General features: G+C 72.1%; 22 protein-coding genes. 10 read left to right on the top strand and 12 right to left on the bottom strand.

Translation table 11 applies throughout. The features are described 5' to 3' along the window. The first annotated feature begins 68 nt into the window (after positions 1-68). Both AB0B66_RS12065 and AB0B66_RS12060 read left to right on the top strand, forming a co-directional pair. Positions 69-1,337 (top strand): S1 family peptidase, encoded by a 1,269-nt coding sequence (locus AB0B66_RS12065; protein ID WP_360527050.1) that lies wholly within the window; start codon positions 69-71, stop codon positions 1,335-1,337. A 140-nt stretch (positions 1,338-1,477) separates the two neighbouring features. Next, complete coding sequence (locus AB0B66_RS12060) at positions 1,478-2,125, top strand: hypothetical protein (protein ID WP_360527047.1); 648 nt, start codon at positions 1,478-1,480, stop codon at positions 2,123-2,125. A 74-nt stretch (positions 2,126-2,199) separates the two neighbouring features. Here AB0B66_RS12060 and ahcY read toward each other — a convergent pair whose 3' ends face one another. From ahcY to AB0B66_RS12030, 6 genes are all read right to left on the bottom strand, one after another. Then, positions 2,200-3,660, bottom strand: coding sequence for an adenosylhomocysteinase (gene ahcY, locus AB0B66_RS12055; protein ID WP_360527045.1), 1,461 nt, complete (start codon positions 3,658-3,660; stop codon positions 2,200-2,202). 256 nt (positions 3,661-3,916) lie between these two features. Beyond that, the gene (gene atzF, locus AB0B66_RS12050; protein WP_360527042.1) at positions 3,917-5,584 is read right to left on the bottom strand and encodes an allophanate hydrolase; all 1,668 of its coding nucleotides are present in this window, start codon (positions 5,582-5,584) and stop codon (positions 3,917-3,919) included. Continuing rightward, on the bottom strand, positions 5,581-9,147 hold the full coding sequence (uca, locus tag AB0B66_RS12045; RefSeq protein WP_360527039.1) for an urea carboxylase: 3,567 nt from the start codon (positions 9,145-9,147) through the stop codon (positions 5,581-5,583). Before uca ends, atzF begins: the two co-directional genes overlap by 4 nt. Positions 9,148-9,174: 27 nt before the next feature. Further along, the gene (locus tag AB0B66_RS12040; protein WP_360527036.1) at positions 9,175-9,816 is read right to left on the bottom strand and encodes an urea amidolyase associated protein UAAP2; all 642 of its coding nucleotides are present in this window, start codon (positions 9,814-9,816) and stop codon (positions 9,175-9,177) included. Next, positions 9,813-10,649, bottom strand: a complete 837-nt coding sequence (locus tag AB0B66_RS12035) for an urea amidolyase associated protein UAAP1 (RefSeq protein WP_360527033.1) — start codon at positions 10,647-10,649, stop codon at positions 9,813-9,815. Before AB0B66_RS12035 ends, AB0B66_RS12040 begins: the two co-directional genes overlap by 4 nt. Then, positions 10,646-12,232 carry an amino acid permease gene (locus AB0B66_RS12030; RefSeq protein ID WP_360527030.1) on the bottom strand — a complete coding sequence of 529 codons (1,587 nt, stop codon included), beginning with the start codon at positions 12,230-12,232 and terminating at the stop codon, positions 10,646-10,648. The genes AB0B66_RS12035 and AB0B66_RS12030 overlap by 4 nt, the downstream gene beginning before the upstream one ends. Positions 12,233-12,419: 187 nt before the next feature. On the opposite strand from AB0B66_RS12030, the gene AB0B66_RS12025 reads away from it, so the two are divergent. Continuing rightward, positions 12,420-13,031, top strand: a complete 612-nt coding sequence (locus AB0B66_RS12025) for a helix-turn-helix domain-containing protein (RefSeq protein ID WP_360527027.1) — start codon at positions 12,420-12,422, stop codon at positions 13,029-13,031. A 16-nt stretch (positions 13,032-13,047) separates the two neighbouring features. Here AB0B66_RS12025 and AB0B66_RS12020 read toward each other — a convergent pair whose 3' ends face one another. Then, positions 13,048-13,584 carry an ATP-binding protein gene (locus AB0B66_RS12020; protein WP_360527024.1) on the bottom strand — a complete coding sequence of 179 codons (537 nt, stop codon included), beginning with the start codon at positions 13,582-13,584 and terminating at the stop codon, positions 13,048-13,050. A gap of 216 nt (positions 13,585-13,800) precedes the next feature. On the opposite strand from AB0B66_RS12020, the gene AB0B66_RS12015 reads away from it, so the two are divergent. The 3 genes from AB0B66_RS12015 to AB0B66_RS12005 all read left to right on the top strand — a co-directional run bounded on the left by AB0B66_RS12015 (position 13,801) and on the right by AB0B66_RS12005 (position 18,771). Beyond that, a complete protein-coding gene (locus AB0B66_RS12015; RefSeq protein WP_360527021.1) occupies positions 13,801-14,244 on the top strand; it encodes a CBS domain-containing protein in 444 nt (147 codons plus the stop codon). 49 nt (positions 14,245-14,293) lie between these two features. After that, positions 14,294-18,016, top strand: coding sequence for an FHA domain-containing protein (locus AB0B66_RS12010; RefSeq protein ID WP_360527018.1), 3,723 nt, complete (start codon positions 14,294-14,296; stop codon positions 18,014-18,016). Positions 18,017-18,093: 77 nt separating this feature from the next. Continuing rightward, a complete protein-coding gene (locus tag AB0B66_RS12005) occupies positions 18,094-18,771 on the top strand; it encodes a DUF899 family protein (RefSeq protein ID WP_360527015.1) in 678 nt (225 codons plus the stop codon). A gap of 114 nt (positions 18,772-18,885) precedes the next feature. Here AB0B66_RS12005 and AB0B66_RS12000 read toward each other — a convergent pair whose 3' ends face one another. Next, positions 18,886-19,884 carry an RNA polymerase subunit sigma-70 gene (locus AB0B66_RS12000; RefSeq protein WP_360527012.1) on the bottom strand — a complete coding sequence of 333 codons (999 nt, stop codon included), beginning with the start codon at positions 19,882-19,884 and terminating at the stop codon, positions 18,886-18,888. A 304-nt stretch (positions 19,885-20,188) separates the two neighbouring features. Between AB0B66_RS12000 and AB0B66_RS11995 the strand changes: the two genes are divergently transcribed. Both AB0B66_RS11995 and AB0B66_RS11990 read left to right on the top strand, forming a co-directional pair. Next, entirely contained in the window at positions 20,189-20,875 is a 687-nt protein-coding gene (locus AB0B66_RS11995; RefSeq protein ID WP_360527009.1) for a hypothetical protein, read from the top strand. 169 nt (positions 20,876-21,044) lie between these two features. Then, positions 21,045-21,350: a hypothetical protein gene (locus AB0B66_RS11990; RefSeq protein WP_360527007.1), complete on the top strand. Its 306-nt coding sequence runs from the start codon at positions 21,045-21,047 to the stop codon at positions 21,348-21,350. 19 nt (positions 21,351-21,369) lie between these two features. Here AB0B66_RS11990 and AB0B66_RS11985 read toward each other — a convergent pair whose 3' ends face one another. Next, entirely contained in the window at positions 21,370-21,798 is a 429-nt protein-coding gene (locus AB0B66_RS11985; RefSeq protein ID WP_360527004.1) for a MarR family transcriptional regulator, read from the bottom strand. A gap of 85 nt (positions 21,799-21,883) precedes the next feature. Between AB0B66_RS11985 and AB0B66_RS11980 the strand changes: the two genes are divergently transcribed. After that, positions 21,884-22,411 carry a hypothetical protein gene (locus AB0B66_RS11980; protein WP_360527002.1) on the top strand — a complete coding sequence of 176 codons (528 nt, stop codon included), beginning with the start codon at positions 21,884-21,886 and terminating at the stop codon, positions 22,409-22,411. Positions 22,412-22,537: 126 nt separating this feature from the next. Next, on the top strand, positions 22,538-23,932 hold the full coding sequence (locus AB0B66_RS11975) for a DUF1996 domain-containing protein (protein ID WP_360526999.1): 1,395 nt from the start codon (positions 22,538-22,540) through the stop codon (positions 23,930-23,932). 57 nt (positions 23,933-23,989) lie between these two features. Here the strand turns inward: AB0B66_RS11975 and AB0B66_RS11970 are convergent, their stop codons facing one another. Genes AB0B66_RS11970 through AB0B66_RS11960 form a run of 3 tightly spaced genes read right to left on the bottom strand, consistent with a single transcriptional unit; the run spans position 23,990 to position 26,467 of the window. After that, the gene (locus AB0B66_RS11970; RefSeq protein ID WP_360526996.1) at positions 23,990-24,628 is read right to left on the bottom strand and encodes a hypothetical protein; all 639 of its coding nucleotides are present in this window, start codon (positions 24,626-24,628) and stop codon (positions 23,990-23,992) included. Between the two features lie 4 nt (positions 24,629-24,632). Beyond that, positions 24,633-25,292 (bottom strand): response regulator transcription factor, encoded by a 660-nt coding sequence (locus tag AB0B66_RS11965; RefSeq protein ID WP_360526993.1) that lies wholly within the window; start codon positions 25,290-25,292, stop codon positions 24,633-24,635. Next, the gene (locus AB0B66_RS11960; protein WP_360526990.1) at positions 25,289-26,467 is read right to left on the bottom strand and encodes a histidine kinase; all 1,179 of its coding nucleotides are present in this window, start codon (positions 26,465-26,467) and stop codon (positions 25,289-25,291) included. Before AB0B66_RS11960 ends, AB0B66_RS11965 begins: the two co-directional genes overlap by 4 nt. Between the last annotated feature and the right edge of the window lie 444 nt (positions 26,468-26,911).

The following is a 26,911-nucleotide window of genomic DNA, read 5'->3' as shown; positions in this document are numbered from 1 at the left end:
ATACAACGATGTTCAACGATGTTCAGGATCGCCTGGGCAGGCGCCGGCCCGCTCCCACGATGGCTGCCATGACTGACACACCGTCCCGCCGTGCCAGGATCGGATGGAGCGTCACGGCGCTCCTGGTCATGGCCGTGCTCCTGCCCGCCACGGGCGCCTCGGCCGCCGAGGAGCCCAAGACCGACACCCCCGGCGTCGCCCCCGCCGAAGCCGTGCCCGGCGGCTTCCGGACCTGGGAGGACCTGAGCGAGGCGCAGACCCGCCTCAACACCGCCGCCGACGACATCCTGTCGGTGGACTCACCCGGTTACGCCGGCACGATCGCCGCGCCCGAGAACGGCGAGCTGCACGTGTACTGGAAGGGCGAGGTCCCCGCCGACGCCCGTGAACGCGCCGCCCGCACCGGCGTCCCGGTCCGCTTCCTGCCCGCCCGCTACAGCGAGGTCGAGCTCGCCGCCGAGGTCGACCGGCTCGGCGTCGACAGCCGCGTCGCCACCGCCGCACCGCAGGTCGACGGCTCCGGCCTGACCGTCACCGTGAGCACCGAAGCCGACCGCGAGGCGGTCCTGGCCGAGGCGCGCCTGCCGCTGACGGTCACCGTCGAACGCCGGCCCGACCTGCTGTTCAACCGTCAGGCTGACATCTCCCCGTACTGGGGCGGGGCTCGCTGGAACAACCTCAGCACGGGCGGTTCCTGCTCCACCGGATTCAGCGTCAACTGGGCCGGGTCACCCCGCATGCTGACCGCCGGGCACTGCGGCAACAACGGCAACACCGCCCGGATCGGCACCGCGACCCAGCCCAACACCACCATCGTCGCCGACGTCAACGCCCGCGACACGCAAATGCTCAACCGGCCCGCCAACCGCACCTTCGCCGGCCGTATCTACACCGGAGCCTGGAACAGCTCGTCGAGCATCCGGGTCGGCGGCTCCACCGCCGACTACGTCGGCAACTGGATCTGCACCGGCGGCTCGTTCAGCGGCGAGCACTGCAACGCCAAGGTGTACGCCGTCAACACCAGCGTGCTCGGCATGGCCCCGATGACGTACGCGGCGAAGGTGCCGGGCACCCCGACCGCGGGCAACTGCATCGCCGCCCCCGGCGACAGCGGCGGCCCGGTCTACTCGCACGGCATCTTCATCACGTGGCCCCTGAAGATCGAGATCGCGGCGGTGGCCCGCGGCACGATCACCGCGGGTTACCTGGACACGCCCTGCGTGTCGCTCGGGGTGTGGAAGACCGGCTCCTACCGGGTCTTCTACGCACCGGTCAAACGGCCGCTGTTCAGCCCGTACGTCGGCTCGCTGACCTACTACGGGGCCAGCCTGCTGTGACCCGAGCCCGCCGCGGCCGGGAGGGTGACACCCCTCCCGGCCGCGGCGTGTGACATCACCCCCACCGCCCGGCGGCCGGGACCTGAGTGCGGCCTTGCCTGCGGCGCACCGGCCCGCAGACTCGCCCATCGTGCCGGAGAATGCGTCCGGGCCAGCGTTCACGCCGGGTCACGCGGTCGAAGGAGAGTCACGGAATGCACTTCTGCCAGCGTTGTGAACCCGCGGTCGTTCTCGAACCGGCCACGGATGCCGCGGTCTGCGCGTGCTGCGGCTGGACCGAACCCGCACGCCGCGAGCCGCTGTATGTCGTCACCGGAGCATCCGGTTCGGGAAAGTCTGCGATCTTCACCCCGCTGGCCGCTGCGCTGCCGGAGTGCGTCGTATTCGACGTGGATTGGCTGATCGACCCGATGAAGACCGCCGGATCGGTCGACTGGGACGCGTTCCGCGATGCATGGCTGAGCGTCGCGCACGGGATCGCGCAGGGAGGCCGCAGCACTGTCCTGCTCGGGCCGCTGATGCCTGAGCAGTTGGCGGACCTGCCGTCGCGGCGCTGGATCGGACCGGTTCACTTCGCCGTCCTGGACTGCACGGACGAGCAGCGCCGCACCCGGCTTCAGGCCAGGCCGTCATGGCGGGAGCACGCGGTCGACGAGCACCTGCTCTTCGCCGCGTACCTGCGCCGCACCATTCCGACCGTCGTGCACACCGGAACGGAGACGCCGGCTCAGACCGCGCAGCGGCTCGCCGCCTGGGTGAGGCATACCGCGTCGAGTCGCGACAGATAGTCGACGTGGTGCTCGCATGGGTTTCGTAACGGCCGGGGCCAGGCCTTGCCGACCGGCCGGCCCCAGCCGTTCGCTCAGTACCGGTAGTGGTCCGGCTTGTACGGACCCTCGGCGTCGATGCCCAGGTAGTCGGCCTGTTTCTTGGTCAGGGTGGTCAGCTGCGCCCCTAGTGCGTCGAGGTGCAGCCGGGCGACCTTCTCGTCGAGGTGCTTGGGCAGCATGTGAACGCGCCGCTCGTACATCTCGGGCCGGGTGAACAGCTCGATCTGCGCGATGACCTGATTGGTGAAGGAATTCGACATCACGAAGCTCGGGTGGCCCGTGGCGTTGCCGAGGTTGAACAGGCGGCCCTCGGACAGCACGATGATCGAATGGCCGTCGGGGAAACGCCACTCGTGCACCTGGGGCTTGATCTCGACCTTGACGATGCCGGGCACCCGGCCCAGCCCGGCCATGTCGATCTCGTCGTCGAAGTGCCCGACGTTGCCGACGATCGCGTTGTGTTTCATCCTGGCCAGCTGTTCGACCGTGATGATGTCCGTGCCCCCGGTGGTGGTGATGAAGATGTCGCCCGTCGCGACGACGTCGTCGAGCCGGACCACCTGCAGGCCCTCCATCGCAGCCTGCAGCGCGCAGATCGGGTCGATCTCGGTGACGACCACCCGGGCGCCCTGACCGCGCAGCGCCTCGACCGCGCCCTTGCCGACGTCTCCGTAACCGCAGACGACGGCCAGCTTGCCGCCGATCATGACGTCGGTGGCGCGGTTCAGGCCGTCGGCCAGGGAGTGCCTGATGCCGTACTTGTTGTCGAACTTGGACTTGGTGACCGAGTCGTTGACGTTGATCGCCGGGAACAGCAGGCGGCCTTCCCTGGCGAGCTTGGACAGGCGGGTGACGCCGATGGTGGTCTCCTCGCTGACCCCGCGCAGCTGTGCCGCGATCCGGGTGAAGCGCTTGCTGTCGGCGTCCATGCTCGCCCGCAGTGTCTGCAGCATCAGCCGATACTCGGGGTGGTCGTCGGCGGCGGGCGGCGGGACCGCGCCCGCGGCTTCGAACTCGGCGCCCAGGTGCACGAGCATGGTGACGTCACCGCCGTCGTCGACGATCATGTTCGGTCCCTGGCCGTCGCCGAAGTCGAACAGCCGCATGGTGCACCACCAGTAGTCCTCCAGCGACTCGCCCTTCCAGGCGAAGACCGGGATGCCGGACGGCTGTGCGACGGTGCCGGTCGGGCCGACGACCACCGCGGCGGCGGCGTCGTCCTGGGTGGAGAAGATGTTGCAGGACACCCAGCGCACGTCGGCACCTAGCGCCGCCAGTGTCTCGATGAGGACCGCGGTCTGGATCGTCATGTGCAGCGAGCCCGCGACGCGGGCCCCGCGCAGCGGCTGGGCGGCCGCGAACTCGCGGCGGACGGCCATCAGGCCGGGCATCTCGTGCTCGGCCAGCCGGATCTGGTGGCGGCCCGCCTCGGCCAGCGACAGGTCCGCGACGGCGGAGTCGATGCCGTTGCGGTGCTGCAGTTTCGCGTTCATGGTTCCTCCCTCAGGAAAGGATCGACGGTCGGTCCCGAGCGGAGGTGAGGTGCGTGAGCCCAAGGCAAGAGCCGGTCGAGCACAGCAAGAAGGGCACCTCCGCGTTCGGAGGCGCCCTTGGGGAGAAGCCGGGGCCGAGCGTGGCGGGCTGCGGCCCGAAGACCGCCAGTCCGTCGCAGCGCCTCTCGACCTCGACCGCGCAGATACGCGCGGTCCGACTATACGACACGAGCGGGCCACGAGGCCTCGCCACGGGTCAAGACGCCAGATAGGACCTCCAGCCGCCGTGCTCGGTGATGTCGGGGGCGTCCTCGGTAGCCGCCGATTCGCAGAGAAAACCGGTCACGAGGCTGCCGTCGGCCAGGCGGACCTTGCCGAGCGTCATCGGCTCGGGCAGCGCGGCCAGCAACCGGCCGAGCGCGGCAGGCGGCAGCAGCCATATCTCACCGTCGATGCTGCCCCCGCCGGAGCCCACGCGCACCAGGCCCGGCTTCGGCGGCTGCGTCGGCAGCGCGTACAGGCGATACTCCGGCGCCGTGCGGACCCGGGCGACGCACCGGCCGCCGGCCGAAGTGAGCTGCTCGTTGAGCGGCTGGCCGGTCAGGTGCGCGCCGATGACCAGCAGCGGCAGCCCACCCGTCGGCGGGGCGGGCGCGGGCTCGTCCAGGATCAGTGCCGCGACGTCCGCGGCGACGGCGTCGGCGAAACCACGGGCGATCACCTGTACGCCGAAATGCCCGCCCTCGACCTCCCCGGCGGGCACGGCGACCGCCGCGAGGTCGAACAGGTTGCAGAAGTTGGTGTACGTGCCCACCAGCGCGTTGACGCCCACCGGGTCGGCGGCGACCTGCGCGATCGTGGGATGGACCGGGGCGGTCGGCAGCAGCAGCGCGTCGGCGTCGCCCCATGCGGCCATCGCCTGCTCGCGCAGCCGCTCCAGGCGCTCGGTGTCGGCGACCAGCACGTGCGCGGGCACGTCCCGGGCAGCGGTGATGATCCCGGCGACCGTCGGATCGGCAGTGGCGGGACGCCCATCGAGGAAGGCGCCGACGGCGGCGTACCGCTCGGCGACGAAACCGCCGCCGTAGAGCAGCCTCGCGGCGGCCAGGAACGGCGCCAGCCGGATCGGCCGCAGCCGCGCCCCCGCCTTGACCAGCGCCTGGGCGGCCTGCTCGAAGGCGTCCAGCCACGGCGCGGACATGGCGACCAGTTCGTCGCGGTCGGGCACCGCGACGACGGGCGCGGGCGGCGCGGCCAGCGGCGCGTCCGCGGGCCAGGGCCGCCCCGCAGGCTCCGACATGATCGACATCGCCTGCCGGGCGGCGGTGAGCGTGCGGGCGAAGACGGTGACGCAGTCGAAGCTGCGGCAGGCCGGCACCACGCCGTCGGTCGGGACCAGGCCCCGGGTCGGTTTCACCCCGACGACGCCCTGGTACGCGGCGGGTACCCGCCCCGACCCGGCGGTGTCGGTGCCCAGCGCCAGGTCCGCGATGCCCAGCGCCACCACCACGGCCGAGCCGGAACTGGACCCGCCGGACACGCGCGCCGGATCGCGGACGTCGCGGACCGCGCCGTACGGGCTGCGGGTGCCGACCAGGCCGGTGGCGAACTGGTCCAGATTGGTCTTGCCGAGCACGAGCGCGCCCGCGTCGACCAGCCGCCGCACGGCCGGGGCGCTGCGCTCGGGCAGGTACGCGTACTCCGGGCAACCCGCGGTGGTGGGCAGCCCGGCGACGTCGATGTTGTCCTTGACCGCCAGCAGCGACCCTGCCAGCGGTAACCGTTCACCCGCCGCCAGCCGCTGCTCCAGCGCGGCCGCGTCGGCCAGGACGTCCTCCTCGGCACGCAGCGCGATCCACGCTTCGGGGCGCTCGCCGCGGGCGAGCCGGGCGTACGCGTCGCGTACGCGGTCCTGCGGGGTCATCGGGTCCTCCCGGTGAGTACGACCAGCGGGCTGCCCGGGGCCACCTGGGACCCGGGGGTGACGAGGATGTCGGTGACCTGGCCGTCCTGCGGGGCGACGATCACCGTTTCGAGCTTCATGGCCTCCAGCGCCAGCAACGGCTGCCCGGCCCGGACGCGGTCGCCGGGGCGCACGTCGACCCGCCATACGCTGGACAGCATCGGCGCCTCGACCAGCGCGCCGCCGACGGGCACCGCGACGTCCGCCGCGGCGGCCGGGGCCTCGGGCTCGGGCCGGGGGTCGAACTCGCCGGCCGCGGCCCAGGCATCGCGTTCGGCGGTGAACGCCGTCGCCTGCCGGGACCGGAAGTCCGCGATGGACGCCGCGTTGCCGGCCAGGAACGTCTCGTGGTCGGCCAGCCGGAACACGCCGTCGTCGATACGCAGGTCGTGGCGTCCGGCGGCGACGTCGGCACGCAGGTCGAGCAGTTCGTCGGCACCGACCGGATACCAGGAGATCCGGTCGAAGTGGCGCAGCAGCCACGGCGAGCCGGGTTCGAAGCCGCCGGACTGCCGCCACCGCGACCACACCTGCACGGTGCGGCCGACGAACTGGTAGCCGCCGGGCCCTTCCATGCCGTAGATGCACAGGTAGGCCCCGCCGATGCCGACGGCGTTCTCCGGGGTCCAGGTGCGGGCCGGGTTGTACTTCGTGGTGACCAGCCGGTGCCGGGGGTCCAGCGGTGTGGCGACCGGCGCGCCGAGGTACACGTCGCCGAGGCCGAGCACCAGGTAGCTGGCGTCGTAGACGGTGCGGTACACGTCGTCGACGCTGTCGAGCCCGTTGACCCGGCGGATGAACTCGATGTTCCACGGGCACCAGGGCGCGTCGTCGCGCACCCCGGCCATGTAGCGGGCGATCGCCTCCCGGGTGGCCGGGTCGTCCCAGGACAGCGGCAGGTGCACGACCCTGCTGGGCACCTGCAGCGCGGAGGTCGCGGGCAGCTCGTCCTCCACGCTGCGGGCCAGGTCGAGCAGCCGCCGTACGGGCAGCACGTCCGGGTCGACGTGGACCTGCAGCGACCGGATGCCGGGGGTCAGGTCGACGACGCCGGGCAGCCGCTCGGCGCGCAGCCGCTCCATGAGCGCGTGGGCGCGCAGCCGCAGGCCCAGGTCGAGGGTCATCGGGCCGTACTCGACGAGCAGGTTGTCGTCGCCGCTGCGCCGGTAGGTGACGGCGGGTCCGGCGTCGGTCGGGTCCCGGCGGGCCAGCACGCCGTCGTCACCGGTGCCCGGCGGCAGCAGCAGCACCGGCCCGGACCGGTCGGCCCGCAGCGCGGCGGCGGTGTCGTCGCCGACCGGTGTGAACCGGACCGTGTCGCCGGGGCTGAGCTGGCCCAGCTTCCAGCGTTCGGCGGTGACCACGGTGGCCGGGCAGACGAATCCGCCCAGGCTCGGGCCGTCCGGGCCGAGCAGGATCGGCACGTCGCCGGTGAAGTCCACCGCACCGACGGAGTACGGCGTGTCATGGATGTTCGACGGGTGCAGCCCCGCCTCGCCGCCGTCGGCGCGGGCCCAGCGCGGTTTCGGCCCGACCAGGCGCACCCCGGTGCGGGCGGAGTTGAAGTGCACCTGCCAGCTCGCGGCGTAGAACGCCTCGATGTCCTCGCGCAGGAAGAACTCCGGCGCGGCGTGCGGGCCCTCGGTGACGGCGAGCCGCCACTCGGTGCCGATCACGGGCCGGTCCTGGAGCGGGACCGGCCCCGCGATCGGCCCGGTCGGTGTGGCGGCCCGCAGCACGTCGCCGACCCGCAGCGCCCGCCCGCCGTGTCCGCCGAACTGGCCGAGGGTGAACGTCGCCGCGCTGCCCAGATACCGGGGCACCGCGAACCCGCCCGCGACCAGGACGTACGCCCGCAGCCCGGCGGTCGCGCGGCCCACGTCCAGGACCGCACCCGCGGGCACCTCGACCGGCTCCCAGCAAGGCACCGGCGTGCCGTCGACGGTCACCGGCACCGTCGCGCCGGTGACGCAGACGGTGGTGGCGGCGGTGAAGCGCAGCGCCGGTCCGTCCACCGTGCACTCCAGCCCCGGCGCGCCCTCGGCGTTGCCCAGCGCCCGGTTGCCCAGCCGGAACGACAGGTCGTCCATGGGTCCGGACGGCGGCACCCCGACCTCCCACAGCCCGGTCCGGCCGGGCCAGTCCTGCACGGCGGTGAGCGTGCCAGGTCGTTCGACGACGATCCTGGGCTCGCCGTCGGCCACGTCGGCCAGCGTGGCGGTGCTGTGCGCGGCGGCGAGGACGCCGGCGTCGGCCGCGGCGGCCCGCAGCAGCCCCAGGTTCGTCTCGACGCCGTCGACGCGGGTGCCTGCCAGCGCCGCCCGCAGCGCCGCGAACGCCTCGTCGCGATCCGTGCCGGTGACGATGACCTTGGCCAGCATCGGGTCGTAGAAGGTGCTGACCTCGGTGCCGGCCTCGACCCACCCGTCGATGCGGGCCGACGCGGGGAACTCGGCCCGGGTGACCAGCCCGGCACTGGGCCGGTGGTCCTGCGTCGGGTCCTCGGCGTACACACGCGCCTCGACGGCCGCCCCGGCCGGGCGGAGCGGGGTTTCCACGACGCTGTGGTCGCCCTGCGCCAGCCGCAGCATCCACTCGACCAGATCCACGCCGAAGACCTGCTCGGTCACCGGGTGCTCGACCTGCAACCGGGCGTTGACCTCCAGGAACGACGCCTGCTCGCGTTCGGCGTCGTACACGAACTCCACCGTGCCCGCTGAGCGGTAGTCCACCGACGCGCACAGCGCAGAAGCGGAGGCGTGCAGCCGCTGCCTGACCGCGTCCGGCAGCCCCGGCGCGGGTGCCTCCTCGATCACCTTCTGGTTGCGGCGCTGCAGGCTGCAGTCGCGGTCGCCGAGCACGACCACGCTGCCCCGGCCGTCGCCGAACACCTGCACCTCGACGTGCCGGGCGCGCGGCACATACCGCTCCAGGAACACCCCGCCGCTGCCGAAGCTGGCCACGGCCAGGCGCTCCACCTGGTCGTACGCCGAAGCCAGCTCCTGCGGCGTATGACAGGCCCGCATGCCGATGCCGCCGCCGCCACCGGTCGCCTTGACCATCACCGGGTAGCCGACGCCGTCAGCGGCGGCCAGCGCCTCGTCCAGGCCGGACAGCAGTCCCGTGCCCTCGATCATCGGCACCCCGGCGGCGCGGGCCAGGTCCCGGGCGGTGTGCTTGGCCCCGAACGCGGTGAGCTGCTGCGGGGTGGGGCCGACGAACACCAGCCCGGCCGCTTCGACGGCGGCGGCGAACCCGGCGTCCTCGGACAGGAACCCGTACCCGGGATGCACGGCGCCCGCGCCGGTGGCCAGCGCCGCCGCCAGGACCCGGTCCACCCGCAGGTAGCTGTCGCGGGCGGGGGCCGGGCCCAGGTGCACGGCGGCGTCGGCCATCCGCACGTGCGGGGCGGACCGGTCGGGATCGGAGAAGACGGCGACGGTCTTGAGCCCGAGCCGCGCGGCGGTGCGGATGACTCGGCAGGCGATCTCGCCGCGGTTGGCGACGAGCAGGGTGTCGAACATGGCGGGCCTCTCAGCGGGGACGGCGGCTCAGGGCGCGGTGACGACCAAACGCACCGGGGTCGGGTCGAAGCCGTTGCACGGGTTGTTGACCTGGGGGCAGTTCGACACCAGCACCAGCACGTCGAGTTCGGCGCGCAGGGCGACGCGCAGGCCGGGGGCGGAGATGCCGTCGACGATGCCGAGGCTGCCGTCCGGGTCGACGGGCACGTTCATGTACCAGTTGATGTTGCTGACCAGGTCGCGTTTGCCCAGGCCCCACCGCGCTCCCTCGGCGAGGAAGTTCTCGACGCAGGCGTGCTGGTGCGCGGTGTGGTGGCCGTAGCGCAGGGTGTTGGACTCGCGGCTGCACGCCCCGCCGACGGTGTCGTGCCGGCCGACCTCGTCGGCCACGACGGTCATCAGCGCGCGGCCCTCCGACGAGCGCAGCACGCTTCCCGCGGTCAGGAAGATGCCGCCCTGGGCGGCCAGCGTGTCGGGTGCGGAGTACCGCTCGGCGGTGTCGTCGGCGCGGTAGATCAGGCAGTCGACGGCCTGGTTGCCATGCAGGTCGACAATGGTCAGCACCTGCCCGCGGCGGACGACCGCCGACCACGGGGCCCTGGCGGGGACCGTCTCGTCGAGCACGACGGTGCCCGGCACCAGGGCGGGCACGGTAGTGGACGCGGTCACGAGAGCCCCCGGGCGGTGAGGTGGTCGGCGGTGTTGGCGAACGCGCGCTCGCCCTCGGGCGTACGCGTCCACAGCGGATCACCGGGCGCGGTCCGCCGGTCCCGCCAGGCCCGCACCTGCACCGGGGTGCACGTGTACGCCGGACGGGGGTCGATCGGGTGCGGCACGTTGGCCAGCAGCGCGACGACCGGCATCTCGGTGCGCAGTTCGACGCTCGCGCCGGGCCCGGCCGAACCGAGCCAGCGGAACGTGCCGTCGGCGTCGACGCGTACGCCCTGGAAGAACGAGATGCTCGGCGGCAGGTCCCGGCGGCTGAGCCCGTGCTTGGCCGCGGCCAGCGTGAACAGCTCCCGCCCGGCGGGGGAGGGGCCGTGCGCGCTGCCGTCGCCGTAGCGCTCGGTGTTGCGCAGCAGGGTGGACGTGCCGCAGAAGGTGTCGGCGCGGTCGCGGGCCCCGGCGGTGACCGAGGCGAGCACCCGCCCCTGGTCGGACAGCAGCAGGTGGCCTTCGCCGACGTAGGCCTGCCACAGCACCTTGACGGTGTCGGCGACGTTGAGCCGCTCCCAGGGCTCGTCAGCGCTGAACAGCAGCACCGACACGCAGGCGTCGCCGTCGAGGTCGGTCAGCCGCAGCGCCGTCCCGGCGGCCAGCCGCCGGTGCGCGTAGCCCCCGCCGGGCACGGTCTCGGCCCAGACCAGGTCGGCGGCGTCGACGCCCGCGGGCGGCTCGGCCAGCCCGCGGGCGGGCACGGTCGGCATGCAGGCCGTGACGGTGCCGCCCTGGGCGCGGGCGTGTGCCCGCGCCCCGGCGGTGGTGGCGGTCGAGCCCGTCACGCGGCCTCTCCCTCGGCCACGACGGCCAGCGGGAGCAGCAGTTGCGGCGAACTGGTCCGGGCGCGGAAGCGCCGGTACACCAGCGCGCCGACCAGCAGCGAGCCGCCGACGAACAGCAGTGAGAAGTAGTGCAGGTACCAGTGCTCGCCGGTCGGGTCGTAGACCTCCTGGCGGGGCCAGCCCAGGTTGAGGATCATGCCGATGCCGTAGACGACGGCCAGCACGTTGACCGCCAGACCCCACCTGCCCAGCGAGAACAGCCGCCCGCCACGCTCGGTGGCGGCGGCGTCCTCGCCACGCGGCCAGCCCTTGAGCCGGCGCACCAGCAGCGGCACCGTCACCAGCGCGTACGCCATGTAGAGCATGACGATGCAGACGCTGGTGAGGGCGGTGAACAGCGCCGCCTGTCCGATGTTGACGAACAGCACCGCGGCGGCGCCGACGCCGACGACGATCGCGGGCAGGGCCGGCGCGCCGGTGCGCGGCGACACCTTGCGCAGCGCGGCGGAGAACGGCAGCACACCGTCGCGGGCCATGGAGAACACCATGCGGCTGCCCGCGGTCTGGATCGCCAGGGTGCAGACCACGACCGCGATCGCGACGTCGATCAGCAGGATGCGCCCGCCGGTCTCGCCCAGCCTGCTCATCAGCACGTACGGCAGGCCCTCGGTGGCCAGCCGCCCGTCGGTCAGGCTAGGCGCCGCCATCAGCGCCACCAGCAGCATCAAGCCGCCGCCGATGCCGGAGGCGGCCAGCGCCCGCAGGATGGTGCGCGGCGCGGTGTGGCGCGGGTCGCGGGTCTCCTCGCTGAGCTCGCCGGCGCTGTCGAAGCCGACCACGACGTAGGCGGCCATCAGCGCCGACACCAGGAACGCCCCGACGTAGCCGAAGCCCGAACCGGTGCCGCCGGTGTCGAGGACGACGCCCGGCCCGCGCTCGGCGTTGACCAGCAGCAGCACCACCACCGCGACCACGCCGATGATCTCCAGCGTCACGCCGGTGCTGTTGATGATCGCCATGAGGCGTACGCCGATGACGTTCACCAGCGTGGTCAGGCCGATCAGGATCGAGCCGAGGATGACGGCGTTGGTCGCCCCGGTGGGCGAGGTCAGCGACGGGTCGTCGCCGACGAGCTGGAACCCCGACCAGATCGACGGGAGCACCACCTGCAGGGCGATGGCCGCCGCCGCGACGGTGACGGTCTGCGCGATGATCATCACCCAGCCGGCGAACCAGCCGACCGCCGAGTTCGACAGCCGGCGCGACCACTGGTAGATGCAACCGGAGATCGGATACCGGGCGGCCAGCTCGGCGAAGGTCAGCGCGACCATGAACTGCCCGGCGAACACCAGCGGCCAGGTCCAGAAGAAGGCCGGCCCGCCGAACGAGAAGCCGAAGGCGAACAGCTGGAACACCGTGGTGAGGATCGAGACGAAGGAGAACCCGGCGGCGAACGACGCGTAGCTGCCGATGCTGCGGCGCAGCTCCGGCTCGTAGCCGAAGCCGCGCAGGTCCGCGGCGTCGGTGCCGGGTCCGGTCACGGCGACCGGGGGCGGTGCGGGCGGAGCTGGGGTGGGGGACATGACCGCCTCCTCGTTTTCGGCGGCGGATCCTGAACCCGCCGACCGCCAATACCTGTCGGCCGACAGATTTATGCGGAGCCGTATCGGGCTGAGTCCTCTGCGGTAAAACCTGCGTTGCCGCAACCTCACCGCGGACATGGCGGAGCAGTGAGCGGCCCGGTGCGGCCGGGATGCGACGATGCAGGGCGTGAAACCGCAGCCCGCCGCCGTCGGCCGTCCCAGGTCAGGAGCGCGCCGCCTGCCCGCGGCCACCGCGCGCGAGGAGATCCTCGACGCCGCCGCGGAACTGTTCGCCCAGCGCGGCTACGCGGCGACGTCCACCAGGCTCATCGCCGAGGCGGTCGGCATCCGGCAGGCCTCGCTCTACTACCACTTCGACAACAAGGAGCAGATCCTCGCCGAACTGCTCGAAGCGACCGTCCGTCCCTCGCTGGACTACGCCGCCGACCTGGAACGGCAGGGCGCCGCACCGGCCGCGGCCCTGCACGCGCTGGCGACCTACGACGTGGGAGTCCTGCTCACCGCCCGCTGGAACGTCGGCATCCTCTACGGCCTGCCCGAGGTCGCGACCGAGCCCTTCAACCGCTTCCGCGCCGAGCGGGAGCGACTGCGCGAGACGTATCGCGTGCTCACGGCCGCCGCCGCGCCGGCAGGCGCGGACGCGTTCCTCGGCGATCTCGTGTTCGGGCTGGTGGAGAGCGTCATCGGGATACGCCGCGACCTGCCCGTCGCACCGCCGGAGGAACTGCAGCGGGCGGTGGCCGCCGCGGTGCTGCGCCTCGTCGGGGTGGACGCCTGACTCGCCTGACGTGCGGTCAGGAGACCGATGGCGGCCAGCGGTGTTCGCGCCACTCGTCCCACGTCGCGAATCCGGCCGGCGGGTCGTCGACGGGTTCGCTGCCGTCGAGTTCGCCTGGGGTCGGGATCTGCATGAAGGCAGCCCACTCGGTCAGTTCCTCGTCGGACATGGGCCAGGTCGTGTGCGGCTCTTCGGCTTGGCGCTGATCGACTCGTTTCCGCTGCTCGGCAGGGGTCAGTTCGCAGTAGAGCAACTCGACCGCCGCGCCCCGGTCCGCTGCTGCCCGGCGCAGCGCGGAGCGCTCGTCCCGGCTCCAGAGGCCGAAGTCGATCACGACGTTGTTGCCGAGTTCCAGGGCGCGCAGCCCGATCCGGATGAGCCGCCCTTCGATCACGTCCCCGGCCGAAGTCGGATTGTCGTCACCGTAGAGGGCCTTCACCCATTCGTCCTTCGTCAGACGAAGCGCGTCCAGCTCGATCTCGATGCGCCGGGCCGTGGTGGTCTTTCCTGTGCAGGGCAGACCCACCGTCAGGAACAGTGTCGGTCGCCTCACGCTCACCCGCTTTCGATGGGACGTCGCGACACCGACGTCGGCCCGACGGATCGCGGCGTCCGCCGATCATCGGATCATCGCCGGTGACAGGTCTGGCTAAACTCGGCCGGAGACGGCCCTCCAAACCGTACGCCGGATCGGCCCCATTCGCGTTCAGCACCAGCTCGTGACGGATTCGCGTGGCGAGACGACCGCAGTTCGGACCTGGGAGGTGGCGTGCGGGTCAGCGACGTGATGACGGCCTTCCCGGCATACATACGGCTCGGCGCCACCATCCGGCGCGCGGCCGAGGTGGTCAGCGTGTCCGAGGTCGGGCAGCTGATGGTGCTGGACCACGAAGGCCGGTTCGTCGGCTCACTGTCGGAAGAGGACCTGGTGCGCGCCATGCTGCCGGGCTTCGACGACGTCACCGCCGGCGGCGGCACGCTCGCGGACGCGTTCCGGATCTTCCTGGAGCGGGGCCGCTCCCTCGCCGACCGCCCCATCGACCCCCTCGTCGTCCGCGACACGGCGACCGTCAGCCCCGGCGACGAACTCGCCCGCGCGGCGATCATCATGATCGACCGCGGCATCCGGCGGCTCCCCGTCGTCGACGGCGGCAAACTCGTCGGCACGCTGTCGCGCGCCGACCTGTGCCGAGCGGTGATCTACCATTCCTGAGATCCGGCTGGTCCTGACCGATCGGCACACCCAGGCCACCAGCGAGCAGGTGCGCGCGCTGCCGGTCACGTTCGGCCGTGACGCCGGCGCGGCCGCGGTGAAGCTCGACGACAGCAGCGTGTCCCGGCGCCACGCACAACTGGAGATGATCGGCGACTACCTGGTGCTCACCGATCTCGGCAGCACCAACGGCACCTACGTCAACGACCAGCGGCTGACCCGCCGCCAGGCGCTCGTTCCCGGGGACCGGATCCGGATCGGCCGGTTCGACGTGGCCTGGAAGTTCGTCGATCCGAACGCGACGGTGTCGGTCGACGAGTCGCACCTGACCGTCTTCCGGCCCGACACCCCGCCCGACGTCGCCGCGCGGCGGGTGGTGCGGGCCGCTGAGGCGCACAACCGGCAGGTCGGCCACGAACTCGACGGGTTCCTGTCGCTTGCGCACGGCTTCCTGCCCGCACAACCGCCGCTGCTGGCCTTCCCGGACTCGCACCGCGCCTGGGACGAGATGACCGACCGGCTGCCCGAGCTGTTCCGCCGGCTCACGCTGCGCCGGGCGTTCGACGCGATGCCGGTCCTCGACGCCAGACCCGAGGCACTGCCCGACCGCTACCTGCTGCGCGCCTCGACCCTGCTCGGCGTGTTCGCCCACGCCTACCAGTACATGGCGATCGACCCGCCCGCCGCGCTGCCCGACTCGCTGCTGCGGCCGTGGACCACCGTCTCGCGACGGCTGGGCAAGCAGACCCCGGCCGTGTCGTACATCGACCTGTTCTTCTACAACTGGCGGCTGCGCGACCCGTCCGGTCCCCGGGCGCTGGACAACATGGACCTGCTCGTGCCGACCTGGAACAACGCCGCCGAGCGGGTGTTCTACCTGGTCACCACCGAGTTCGCGATGGGGCTCACGCCCGTGCTGGGCGCGATGCTCGACGCCCAGGAGGCCGTGGTCGCCGACGACCCGGCCGCGCTGGAAGGCGCGCTGCTGGTGATCCTCGACCAGTTGCAGCACGTCACCCAGGCCATCTACCCCCAGATCGACCCCAACCCCCGTGGCCGGCATCCCCTCGACCAGGTGCTGTGGGCCAAGACGGTCGGCACCGCGGGCGTGCCGATCTTCGACGGCGCGCCCAGCCCGAGCGGCACCGCCCAACCGCAGATCCACGCGCTCGACGCGTTCCTCGAACGCCGGGACTACGGCTCCCTGGTCGGGCAGCAGAGCACCTACCTGGCCGGATACTTCCCCCGGCACTGGCGGGAACTCGTGGCGGCGCTGCGCGAGGTGTCGGTGCGCCAGTACGTGGAGGACACCCGCAGCAGCGCCCTGCGCGGCGTCTACAACGCGATGCTCGACGCCTACGTCGGCGACCGCGGCTGGATGGGACTGCACCGCATCAAGGCCTACGGCTTCCTGGAAGTGGCGTTCAAAGTCGGCCGACAGGTGACCACCGGCGCCCGGTTCACCGGGCTGTTCAAGGACCGGACCTGGGACAAGGTCGACGGGGAGCTGGCCGTCGTCCGCGAGGAACGCCGCCCACCGGTGGGCGCGCCCGTGGTGTTCGGGACCGCCCGCCGGGGCCGGGTCGTCACCGGCGAGTCCGGTGGCTGGACCTGCTACCTGGACCTCGACGTGACCGGCCAGGGCGTGCACCACCTGCCCGGCGACCGGGTCGGCGTGCTGGCCGAGCACGACGACGACCTCGTGCGCCGCACGGTCGCCGCGCTGCAGGCCACCGGCGACGAACTGGTGCCGCTCACCCCGCGCTGGCGGGCGGCGGTGGCCCGCCGGGAGGGCTACGGCGACGTCGACGTCCTTCCGCTGCGGACGCTGCTGCGCTTCGCCCAGCTGCGGCCGATCGGCCGGGAGGTCGCCAAACGGCTGGCGAGACTCACGGCCGTCGGCGCGTGGCAGCGGGTCGTCGACGCCCGCATGGAGGACCAGTGGGAACTCTGGGACGTCCTGAACCTGCTGTACGCCGGCGGGTATGACGTCACCCGGCTCTGCAAGGCCGACGCCGGCGACAGCGACGCCTTCTGCGCGGTCGTCGCGCCCGAACCGTTCCGGCTCTACTCGATCGCCTCGGCTCCGCCGCCCGGTCAACCGGCGACCACCCTGAAACTGGTCGTCGCCGGACTCGACTACACCTCGGCCCGCACACCGTGGTCCGTCTCGCGCAAACGCCAAGGCGCGGCATCGCACTTCCTGCGCCGGGCAAGTCTCGACGGCCGGCAACGGCTCTCCCTGCAGATCGTGGCCACCCCCAGGTTCCGGCTGCCGGCCGATCCGGCGGCGCCCATCGTCATGTTCGCCGCCGGCTCCGGCATCGCCCCGTTCCTGGGGTTCGTCGCCGCCCGCACCGGACCCGGCGAGAACCGGCTCTACCTGGGCATCCGGACGCCGGACGAGTTCGTCGAGCACACCGAGCTGGACACGGCGGCCGCGGCCGGTCGGCTGAACCTGTCCGTCGCGTTCTCCCGCGCCGATGCCGGGATCCGGTTCGACGGCCGGAGACATGTCGTCGGAGCCGGGCAGCGGCGGCGCGTCGACGACGTGATCCGCGCCGACGCCGACGCCCTCTGGGACCTGCTGCGGCCCGTCGAGGACGGCGGACGCGGCGCATCCGTCTACGTCTGCGGCAGCTCGCGATTCTCCGTCGCGGTGCTCCAGGCGCTGACCGCCATCGTGCCCGGCGACGGCCGGGAGTTCCTCCGCCGACTGGTCGCCGAGGGACGTCTCGCCCAGGACGTCTTCACCACCTACCTCGGCCACGCCCAGCAGACGCCGCGTGTCGAGGTGTCGGACCTGGCGCAGCACGACACGCCCGACATGGGTTACTGGATGGCCGTCGGCGGCGCGGTGATCGACGTCAGCGAGTTCATCCACCTGCACATCGGCGGGCCGCACATCGTCCGCAACTACGTCGGCATGGACGCGACCGCGGCATACCGCAAGGTGCTGCACCACGCGCACGCCGAGATCGACTCCCAGCTCTCCATGTATCAGATCGGCCACCTGCGCCGACTGCAGTTCGGCGCGCGCTGGGGTGTGGTGCTCACCGAGGACGGCTTGCGCTCGCTGCCGCTGGAGGAACTGTTCCGGGGCTGGGTGCGGTTCCTGTACATGCTGGTCGCCATGCGCAACGCGCTCACCGCCGACTACGGGTTCACCGCCTCGGTCACCACCCTGGGTGAGGACCCCCGGGACCTGACGGCCTTCAAAGCGCAGTACGTCATCGAAGGACACCGCCGGTTCCTGGTCAGCTACCTGGACGGGATCCTGCACGACGACCTGCGCACCCTGTGGCAGCACACCGTCGGCTTCTGCGACCCGCAGCAGGACGTCCGCCACCTCGACGCCGAACTCGCCGCCCTGGCGGCCCGGCCCGACGTCACCCTCGTGCGGACCTCCGTGACCGCCGTCAAGCAACTGCTGCTGACCGGCGACGACCACCGGCGGGTCACCGCACTGTGCCGCATCTACGAGCACGCCGACGTCCAGCTGCTCAGCGACCTGAAGTCCGCTGTACTGCGAGCGATCCGGGCCTTCGAGATCCACGAGGCCGACGTCGTCGAGCAGGCGGGAACCGAACTGCTGGACGCCGTCCGAGATGTGCTCGCGGCGGTGTCGGCATACTACGAGCGCCTGGCCGCGCAGACCCGCACACACGGCGTCGCGACCGACGGCGCGGTCGAGGAGGCGATCCCGGCCGACCGGGGCCTGCCCGGCCACGGCGGCCCGTTGCTGGTCCCGGGTGACCGCGGCGAGAGGTGATGTCGGCGGCGGTTCGATGAGTTTCCGCGCCGGGACCGGTCTTAGGGTGGAGGGGCGAGAAGAAGGAGATGGTGATCATGGCCTTTCCACCTGTCGTCGACCAGGCGACCTGGCGTAAGGAACTGGACGAACTGCGTGTCCGCGAGAAGGCGGCCACCCGGGAACTCGATGCGATCGCGGCGCAGCGGCGACGGCTGCCCATGGTGTCGATGCCCGATTACACCCTGGTCGGGGCCGAAGGTCCGGTCCGGCTCGTCGACATCTTCGACGGCAAGTCGCAGCTGATCGTCTATAACCACATGTGGGACCCGGACGCCGAGTGGCAGTGCGGCGGGTGCACCAGTCTGACCTCGTCGTTCACCCGGCTGGACTTCCTCGACAACTACGACGCGCGGTTCGTCATCGTCACCCAGGGCCCGATCGAGGCGGCCCTCGCGTACGCCGAACGGGTCGGCAACACCATGACGTGGTACTCCACCGCAGACAGCCCGTTCGGGGCCGACGTTGACGCCCCACCCGGCGGCGGGTTCGGGTTCAACGTGTTCCTGCGCGACGGCGACCGGGTCTACCGCACCTGGCACACGACCGGCCGCGGAGCCGAACAGCTCACGTACACCTTCGCGCTGGTCGACACCCTGCCCTTCGGGCGGCAGGAGGAGTGGCAGGACTCCCCGGAGGGTTGGCCGCAGCAGCCGACCTACAGCGGCTGGCTCGACTCGCCCGACGTCGCCCGGCTGTACGGCCCTGCGAGCTGAACCGTCTCACGACCACGCACGGCTTGAGCCCGGCGTCGACCGGGGGTCGCAGTCAGGCTCAGGCCGCGCTGCTCAGCGTCGTCCCGTACGGGGCTGAGCCGACTCCACACGGGACTACTCCGTGCCGTCGGCGGGCAGGCGCTCCGGCAGCCCGAGCCCCGGGAACCGGTCACTATGGAACGTGACGATCTCGGTGATCGTCCCGCCGGTGATGCGCAGGACGTCGATCGTCAGCGGCAGGTACGCGCCCTCCTGCTCCCGCCAGTGGTAGAAGGCGACGGCGGGCTGCCGGTTCAGGTACGTGAGAACGGGCCGCAGGCCCTCCATGCCCTCGAATCCGCTCGCCGTCCAGTCGTCGACGACCGCGTCCCGGCCGATGTGCAGACCCGGCGTGGGCGGCATCGAGCAGCGGACGTCGTCGCGCAGCAGGGCGGCGATCGCGGCGATGTCCGTGGCCACGCCGGCTTCGGTGTAGCGGCGGACCAGTTCGCGCGTTCCGGCGTCCGGCTCGCCGCCGGTCCAGTCCTGCCGCTGCGCGGGCAGGTGCTCGCGCAGTCCGGCGCGGGCCCGCTGCAGTGCGCTGTTCACGGAGTTGACGGAGTCCCCGAGCAGTTCCGCGACGTCCTTGGCCGGCCAGCCGTGCACGTCCCGCAGGATCAGCACGGCACGCGGCCGCGGCGCGAGGTGCTGCACTGCGACCAGGTACGCCAGCTCGATCGTCTCGCGGGCGACGGCGACGGCCTCCGGGTCGTCCGCCTCACCGGCGGGCAGTTCGTCGAGCAGCCGGTCCGGGTAGGGCTGCAGCCACCGCACCTCGCCGCCGGTCGCCGGCTCCGGGCGGCACCTGGCGAGCAGGTCCAGGCAGGCGTTGGTGGCGATCCGGTACAGCCAGGCCCGCAACGTCGACCGGCCCTGGTAGGTCTCCCGCTTACGCCAGGCCCGCAGGAACGTCTCCTGGACGGTGTCCTCGGCGTCCTCGAACGAAGCGAGCATCCGGTAGCAGTGCACGTGCAACTCCCGCCGGTGCCGCTCCACCAGCCCGGAGAACGCCGCCTCGTCGACCTCGCCCAGTCCGCTCACGCCCAGCTCTTCCAGCCGTGTGTCCGCACCCATCACGTCATCCTTCCGCTTGGTGAAGTCCCGTCGTAGGTATGACGGCTGCGGGCGCGACAACTCATCACCAGGCCGGTTCGCCAGGGGGAGCACCTGTCGAGCAACATCGATGTTGATGAACTTGATCGTGTCGGTGGGATGCTTCTCACCTGGGAATACGTTCCCCGAAGCTCGGCTGAATACCGCGCGGCATCGGCGTGTCAGGCGGCAGCCACGGTGATGACTGCGCATACGCTTCGCACCGGGCCAGGGGGCCTGGCCCGACAACGTACGAGGTCAGCGTACGAACTACGGGGGTTCAACCATGTCCATTGCTGTACTGCGCTCCGCGAGAGCCGCGGCGATCCTGACGACGCTCGGGATAGGCCTGGGCCTCATGGCCGGCGCCGCGCACGCGAAGCCGCACCGCGACCGCTTCTGCATCAGCCCCATCTTCACCGGGGGCAGCGAGCAGTGGCGGGATCTGAACCAGCGCTACGACGTGCGGGAGCGGATCGTCGGCCCGCCTGCGCCCGCGACCGACGACATCGCCGACCCGCCCGGTGGGCCCGGCTGCCGCACGGCGCTGGCGGGGGAGAGGTGGGTCCGGGCCGTCCCGCCTTGGCTCACGGCGACCGCGACCGAGCAGGCGGCGTTCATCACCAACTTCCAGAGCGCCCGCTATGTGATCGACGCCGGGACAGCCCGCGAGTGGTCGGTCACGCTCGGCCCGGAGGTCCTGCGGTCCGGGACGGTTCCCGCTGATGTCGTGCTGCCTGCGGGAACCGCAGGGTTGCCCTACGTCGTCCCGGTGTCTCGGGCCTTCCATCCGCTTCGTCCCGGCACCCACACCAGTACTCTCTTCGTGACCATGGCGGAGCGGGTCTGCACCGGTCGCGGGCCCGCCCCGGGCCTGGGCGCCGAATGCCTGGAGGCCGGCGAATCCGAGTACCCCATCCTCGACAACGGGCCGTTCACCGTGCTGCCCGGCCACCCGCACGCCACCCCGTAGGGTGCGTCCCACCCCGGGTTCTGCACTCATCCACGTGTCAGGACCCGGGGTGTCTTCGTCGCTGCCCGATCGGAGATGATCACCGGACAGCGTGTCGGCGCGCTCGTGGCTTGATCCGCCTTTGTAGAGTCGGATGATGTCTGCTGGCCTTCGGGTAAACATTGTTCGGATGATCGGATTGCCGCTGCTGCTGTCGACGGCCCTGCTGGCCGGATGCGGCGGCGACGGTGAAGGCACGGACGTCGACTGCAGCCTTCAGGAATGCGTCGTCACCTTCCAACGCGGCGTCGACGCCTCGGCGAGCGTGTTCGGCCTGAAAGCCGAGCTGGTCGAGGTGAAGGACGGCATGGTCACCGTCGACATCGGCGGAAACCAGGTCACCGTGCCGGCGTCCGGGCAGAGCGAAGGCGTCCAGGTGCGTGAGGTCACCGACGAGAAGGTCGTCATCGTCGTTCCGTACACCATCGCCGGCTGACCCGGCGCTGCGGTGACCGTCAGGCCGCGTCGCTCAGCTTCGCGGTCTGCTTCCGCAGCACCGCGATGGTCTGCTCCAGGTAGTCGGTGATCGTCGCCAGCTGCTCGGCGTCGTAGCGGGCGACCACCGTGCCCATCTCCCGGGTCAGGTCCGCGAAGATGGCGCTCAGGTCGGGCCGGTCGGCGGTGGCGGCGATCAGCACCCGCCGCCGGTCCTCGGGATCCGGCCGGCGCTCGACGTACCCGGCCCGGACCAGCCGGTCGACGATGCCGGTGACCGCGCTCGCGCCGACGGACAGCTGCGGGGCGAGCGCGCCCGCGGGCAGTGGGCCGCCGCGCACGATCATGCCGAGCGCCTTGTGCTCGACGGCGGTCAGTCCGAGTCGACGGGCGACGGCCTCGTGGAACAGCACGCTGGCAGTGCTCAGCTCCCAGCCCAGATCACTCACGACGCACACCTTAACCCGCTGGTATTTACTTCACGGCGCTGAATAGTTTAGTGTCGTGAAGTATCTGGGGAAGGGAGCGGCTGACATGGGATCGGCCTGGAGTCTGAGTGTCGAGGCGGCGCGCTGGGCGCTGCGGTTCTACGCGGCGCACTGGCCGCTGGTGCTGGGATTGTCGCTGATCCCCAGCCTGCAGCGGTTCATGGTGATCAACTATGGGGACCGGCTGCCGGCCGGGGTCGGCCCCGCGAGCGAGGTGCTCACCGCGGGCGTGCGGATCCTGCTCGTCTACCTCATCCTGCGCATCGCGGCGGTCGAGGCGGGCTGGTCCCACCTCGGTGTCGGGGAGCGCTGGCAGCGGGTCGGCCAGGGCGTCGACGGCCGGATGCGCGACTTCCTGCTGCAGTTGCTGGTGCTCGGCATCGCGTTCGTCGTCTTCGACGTGCTGCCGGAGACCGCGATCTCGCTCTGGGCGCCCGAGGAGCGCAAGGACCTGCTGCAGGCGATCCTCGTCAGCGTGAAGAACCCGACGGTGATCGCGATGACGATCCTGTGGATGGTCGGCGTGGGGCACCAGCTGGCGGCGTCGCGACTGGACGACCTGGCGCGCGTCTGACGGGCGCGCGGTCCCGGAAACTGGGCCCCGCCGACGGCGGCCCGTGAGGCTTTCGCCTCAGGAATCGATCCACCTTCGTAACTACGTTGAAACGACTCGCTCTTTCACGTACGCAGGAGGTCGGGCATGGCAAGGGACTGGATCAGGCGGCGGGTGCGGGCGGTCACGCTCGCCGCCGGCGGCGCGGCGATGGTGCTCACGGTCGCCGTGGTCGCGCTGACACCGTCGGCGGGCGCCGCCGCCGAGCTGGTGGTGCAGGCAGAGGCGTACGCGGCGCAGTCCGGCGCCGTCGTCGAGCCGACCGTCGACACCGGCGGCGGCTCCGCAGTGGGCTACCTGGCACGCGGGGACTGGCTGCGCTACGACGGCATCGACCTGGGTGCTTCGGGCACGATGGCCGTGTCCGTACGCGTCGCCTCCGCCGTCGGCGGCTCGGGCGCGATCGAGCTGCGCACGGCGTCGACGACCGGGCCCGTGCTGGCCCGGTTCACCATCACGGCGACGGGCGGCTGGCAGGCGTGGGCCACCCAGACGGTTAACCTCACCAGCCACCCGGCCGGCGTCCAGTCGGTGTACGCGGTCATGGCCAACACCGGCAGCGGCGCGGACTTCGTCAACCTCAACTGGCTCTCGTTCAGCACCGGCGGCACCGGCGGCGGCACCGGCTGGGTCGATGTCGACCCGGTGAAGTGGAACGCGCAGCTGGCCGCCTTCCGGGCCATGGCCATGGCTCCGGCGCCGCCCAACGCCGTGCGGGTCCCCGAGTTCAACGCGACCTGCACGTACAGCCACTCCTTCAAGGACGATCCCATCGTGTTCCCGGGCCTGCCGGGCGCGTCGCACATGCACAGCTTCTTCGGCAACCGCAGCACCAACGCCAACTCCACGCTCGACACCCTGCGCGCCAACACCGCCACAACCTGCACCCCCGCCCCCGCCGACCTGTCCGCGTACTGGGTGCCGACCCTGTATCACCGCGGCGTGGCGGTGGAGCCGAAGGGAGTCGTGGTCTACTACGGCTCGCGTCTGGCCGACCCGAGCCGCACGGTGCCGTTCCCGCTCGGCTTCGAGATGATCGCGGGCAGCGCGAGCCGGCAGGTCCCCACCCCCGCCGGTGCGGTCAACCAGTTCTACTGCGTCGGCGGGACCACCGGCGGCGAGATCGGCCGCAGCGCCGACGGCAACTGGCCGATCTGCTCGCCGGGCGGCACGCTGATGTTCCAGCTCGTCTTCCCCGACTGCTGGGACGGCGTGCACCTGGACAGCCCCGACCACAAGTCGCACGTGGCGTACACCGCGGACGGAACGTGCCCGGGCGCGTTCCCGGTGGCGATCCCGTCGGTCTCGTTCGTCATCGCGTACCCGGCCGTCGGCAGCGCCGACGGGTTCACCCTGGCCTCGGGCATGGCCTCGTCCATGCACGGCGACTTCGTCAACGTCTGGGACAACGACGCGCAGGGGCACCGGGTGAAGAACTGCATCGTCCAGTCCGCCAAGTGCAACAGCGCCGGGCAGTTCTGAGCGGCTGCCTGGGCGGGCGGCGTGCGAGACGCCCGCCCAGGCAGCAGGTCCGCCGCGTCAGCTGACGGTGATCGTGTTGATGTCGGGGGCCGAGCCGGTGTCGTTGAAGAACCTGATCCAGCAGGAGCCCTTCGGAAGCCGCAGGCGCACCGACACCCGCACCGGGATCAGCCAGCTCCGCGCTCCGGCGAGGGTCAGCTCGCTGACCGGGCCGCCGTCGACGGCGAGTTTGAGGGTGCGCGGCTGCTCGGTCTCGTAGACGACGGTCACGGTCCGCTCACCGGCCTGCGGCACGCCGGTGATGCGTACCGCGAGGGTGTTGGGGCCGCCGATGTAGCCGACCCGGCTGCCGTCCACACAGGTGGGGCACTCGATGACCCGCGCGCCCACGCGGATGTTGGACGGGTCGGCGGCGTGCACGGTGACCGGCCCGAACGTGGTCGGCCGTGCCGCCCTGGCCGGCGGCACTGCCGCGTTCGTGCGCTCCGCCGACGACGCGACAGGCCACGGCACGACAGGCGACGGCGGAACGGGCGACGGCGGCGGGGTCGGCGGCGAGCCGGGCAGCGCGCCGACCGCAGGTCCGCGGTCGTCCAGTGGTGCGGGCGTGATCAGCGGTGGCACGACGGCGATCGTCGCGGCGACGGCCAGCCCCAGGGCCGACCAGCCCAGCAGACGGCGGGAAACGGCGACCACGGCTTCACCTCTGCCCGGTCCACACGACGACCGCCTCGGTGCGGCTGGCCACGCCCAGCTTGGCGAAGATGTGCTGCAGGTGGTTCTTCACCGTCTTCTCCGCCAGCATCAGCCGGTGGGCGATCGCGGCGTTCGACAGGCCCTGCGCGACCTGGCCCAGCACCTCCTGCTCCCGCCGCGTCAGCCCGAACCGGGACCTGGCGAGTCGCCGCCGCTCGGCGAGGTCGCGTTCGGTCCGCTCGCGTTCGGCCTGTTCGCGAACCGCCGCCGCGGCGACAGCCGCCGCCACCGGCGACAGCCAGCCCTGCCCGGCCACCACGGCCAGCACCGCGCGGTGCAACTCGGCCGGATCGAACGCGCCGTGGACCAGGTAGCCGCGCGCGCCGCCGCGCAGCATAGCCGCGATGAGCTGCGGGCTCGCATCGCTGGTGAGCACCAGCACGCAGGTGTGGGCGACCAGTTCGCCGAGCACCGCGAGCCCGTCCGCGACCGGCATCCGGTGGTCGAGCAGGGTCACCGTGGGCCGGTCCCGGCGGGCCAGCGCGACGGCTTCGCGCCCGTCGGCGGCCTGCCCCGACACCTGGATCCCCGGGAGAAGCCCGAGCCAGCCGGACAGGGCCGCGCGCACGATCGGATTGTCGTCGACGACCATCACCGAGATCATGAGGATGCTCCGGTCGGCGCGAGCGCGATGTCCGCGACGACGGCCGTGCCCGCACCCGGTGTGGACACCACCCGCAGGGTGCCGCGGATCGCGGCGGCCCGTTCGGCCATCCCGATCAGGCCGAAACAGTCGCGCCAGTCGGCCGGCACGACGAACCCGGACCCGTCATCGGCGACCCGCAGCCTGACGCCGCCGGCGGCGTACCCCAGCTCCACCGTCACCAGGCGCGCCGCGGCGTGGCGGGCGATGTTCTCCAGTGATTCGTGCAGGATCTGCGCCAGTTCGTAGCGCAGCTCCACCGGCAGGTCCCCGGCAGCGACCGAGCAGCGCACCGGCACGCCCGCACGCTCGGCCCACCTGCGGCAGATCCGGTCCACCGTGGTGGCGAACTCGTGATCGGGGTCGTCCAGGCGCAACCCTTCCAGAACCTCCTGCGCCTGGCGCACCGCCGCGGTGGCCCCGGCCGACACCGTCGCCGCCAGCTGCTCGGCCAGCGCGGGCTGCCGCCGCAGCGACGTCGGCAGCGCCAGCGCCGCGAACGACACCCCGCGCAGCGTCTTGGCGACCGAGTCGTGCAGTTCGCGAGCGAGCCGGGACCTTTCGGCCGCCGCTGCGCTGCGCTGCGCCGAAGCCACCAGCCGCACCGACAGCTCGACGTGGGCGGCCAGCGCGGCGGTCGCCACCGCGGCCCCGACGGCGGCCAGCACGTCGACGATGGGGAAGGCCAGCACGAACCCGGCCAGGCTCGCCGCGTCCGGTGTCGAGGCGAGCACGTGGCCGGCCACCAGGTAGCCGAGCGCGGCGTAGCACGCGGCAGGCAGCAGCCCCCAGAACCCGACGAGCACCCCGGCCAGCGCGGCGGCACCCGCTGCGCAGCAGAAGAAGGCGACGTCGCCGCCGCCGATACCGAGCACGGCCAGGACGATCGCGGCGTCTGCCGCCAGCACCGGCAGCGGATGGGCGACGACGCGGGGATCGCGGGCCAGTGCCACCAGCGCGACGGCAGTGGTCAGCGCGACGAGCACCAGTACGGTGAGCAGCGGAGCGGGCCGGGCTTGCAGGCGTAGACCGCCGCCCGCGACGGCAAGGGTCGCCGCCGCCCGACCGAGCAGCACCGCCCGCGCCACGGCGGCCCGCGCGACCGCGCGGTCGAGGTGTCCAGCTGTCGTCGTCACGGTGTCCTGCCCCGGGCGTGGGCGATCGCTGTCGATCTTCGAGGGAGCGCTCTCTGGACGAGGATCGGGCAACCGCTCCCTGGTTGTCAAGACATTCGTCGATCTCTACTGTGGGTGGGCGCGCCGTCACCTCACCGACCAGCCGGTGGTGCGGTCGCCGCACGCGGGCTCAGCCGTTGCGGGCGCGGGTCCACCTCGCTCGCCGGCTGGTGACGGCATGACCGGCGACACGATGATCATGCTGTTGACCAGGGCGCGGTTATCCTTGGCGAAATGCGCGCCCCCGAAAGCTTCTCCTCGACCGCCCGTGCCGCAGCCCGCACGGCTGCCGGCGTTCGGCGTCGTTTGGCCGGACGAGCGGCGGTCCTGCCGGCCGTGGCGGTGCTCCTGGGCTGCGCGCTGTCGGCCTGTTCGGCCGTTCCCGCCGCTGCGGAAGTGGACAAG

Source organism: Catellatospora sp. NPDC049111 (genome assembly GCF_040648615.1).
Lineage (GTDB): Bacteria > Actinomycetota > Actinomycetes > Mycobacteriales > Micromonosporaceae > Catellatospora > Catellatospora aurea.
This window is presented reverse-complemented; position numbering and strand designations above follow the sequence as displayed.

Coding starts and splice junctions, on each gene's coding strand:
- AB0B66_RS12030 (WP_360527030.1), bottom strand. CDS start 12,232: ATGTCCCCCACCCCAGCTCCGCCCGCACCGCCCCCGGTCGCCGTGACC.
- uca (WP_360527039.1), bottom strand. CDS start 9,147: ATGTTCGACACCCTGCTCGTCGCCAACCGCGGCGAGATCGCCTGCCGA.
- AB0B66_RS11995 (WP_360527009.1), top strand. CDS start 20,189: ATGTCCATTGCTGTACTGCGCTCCGCGAGAGCCGCGGCGATCCTGACG.
- AB0B66_RS12065 (WP_360527050.1), top strand. CDS start 69: ATGACTGACACACCGTCCCGCCGTGCCAGGATCGGATGGAGCGTCACG.
- AB0B66_RS11990 (WP_360527007.1), top strand. CDS start 21,045: ATGATCGGATTGCCGCTGCTGCTGTCGACGGCCCTGCTGGCCGGATGC.
- atzF (WP_360527042.1), bottom strand. CDS start 5,584: ATGACCCCGCAGGACCGCGTACGCGACGCGTACGCCCGGCTCGCCCGC.
- ahcY (WP_360527045.1), bottom strand. CDS start 3,660: ATGAACGCGAAACTGCAGCACCGCAACGGCATCGACTCCGCCGTCGCG.
- AB0B66_RS11980 (WP_360527002.1), top strand. CDS start 21,884: ATGGGATCGGCCTGGAGTCTGAGTGTCGAGGCGGCGCGCTGGGCGCTG.
- AB0B66_RS12060 (WP_360527047.1), top strand. CDS start 1,478: ATGCGTCCGGGCCAGCGTTCACGCCGGGTCACGCGGTCGAAGGAGAGT.
- AB0B66_RS11965 (WP_360526993.1), bottom strand. CDS start 25,292: ATGATCTCGGTGATGGTCGTCGACGACAATCCGATCGTGCGCGCGGCC.
- AB0B66_RS11975 (WP_360526999.1), top strand. CDS start 22,538: ATGGCAAGGGACTGGATCAGGCGGCGGGTGCGGGCGGTCACGCTCGCC.
- AB0B66_RS12005 (WP_360527015.1), top strand. CDS start 18,094: ATGGCCTTTCCACCTGTCGTCGACCAGGCGACCTGGCGTAAGGAACTG.
- AB0B66_RS12000 (WP_360527012.1), bottom strand. CDS start 19,884: ATGGGTGCGGACACACGGCTGGAAGAGCTGGGCGTGAGCGGACTGGGC.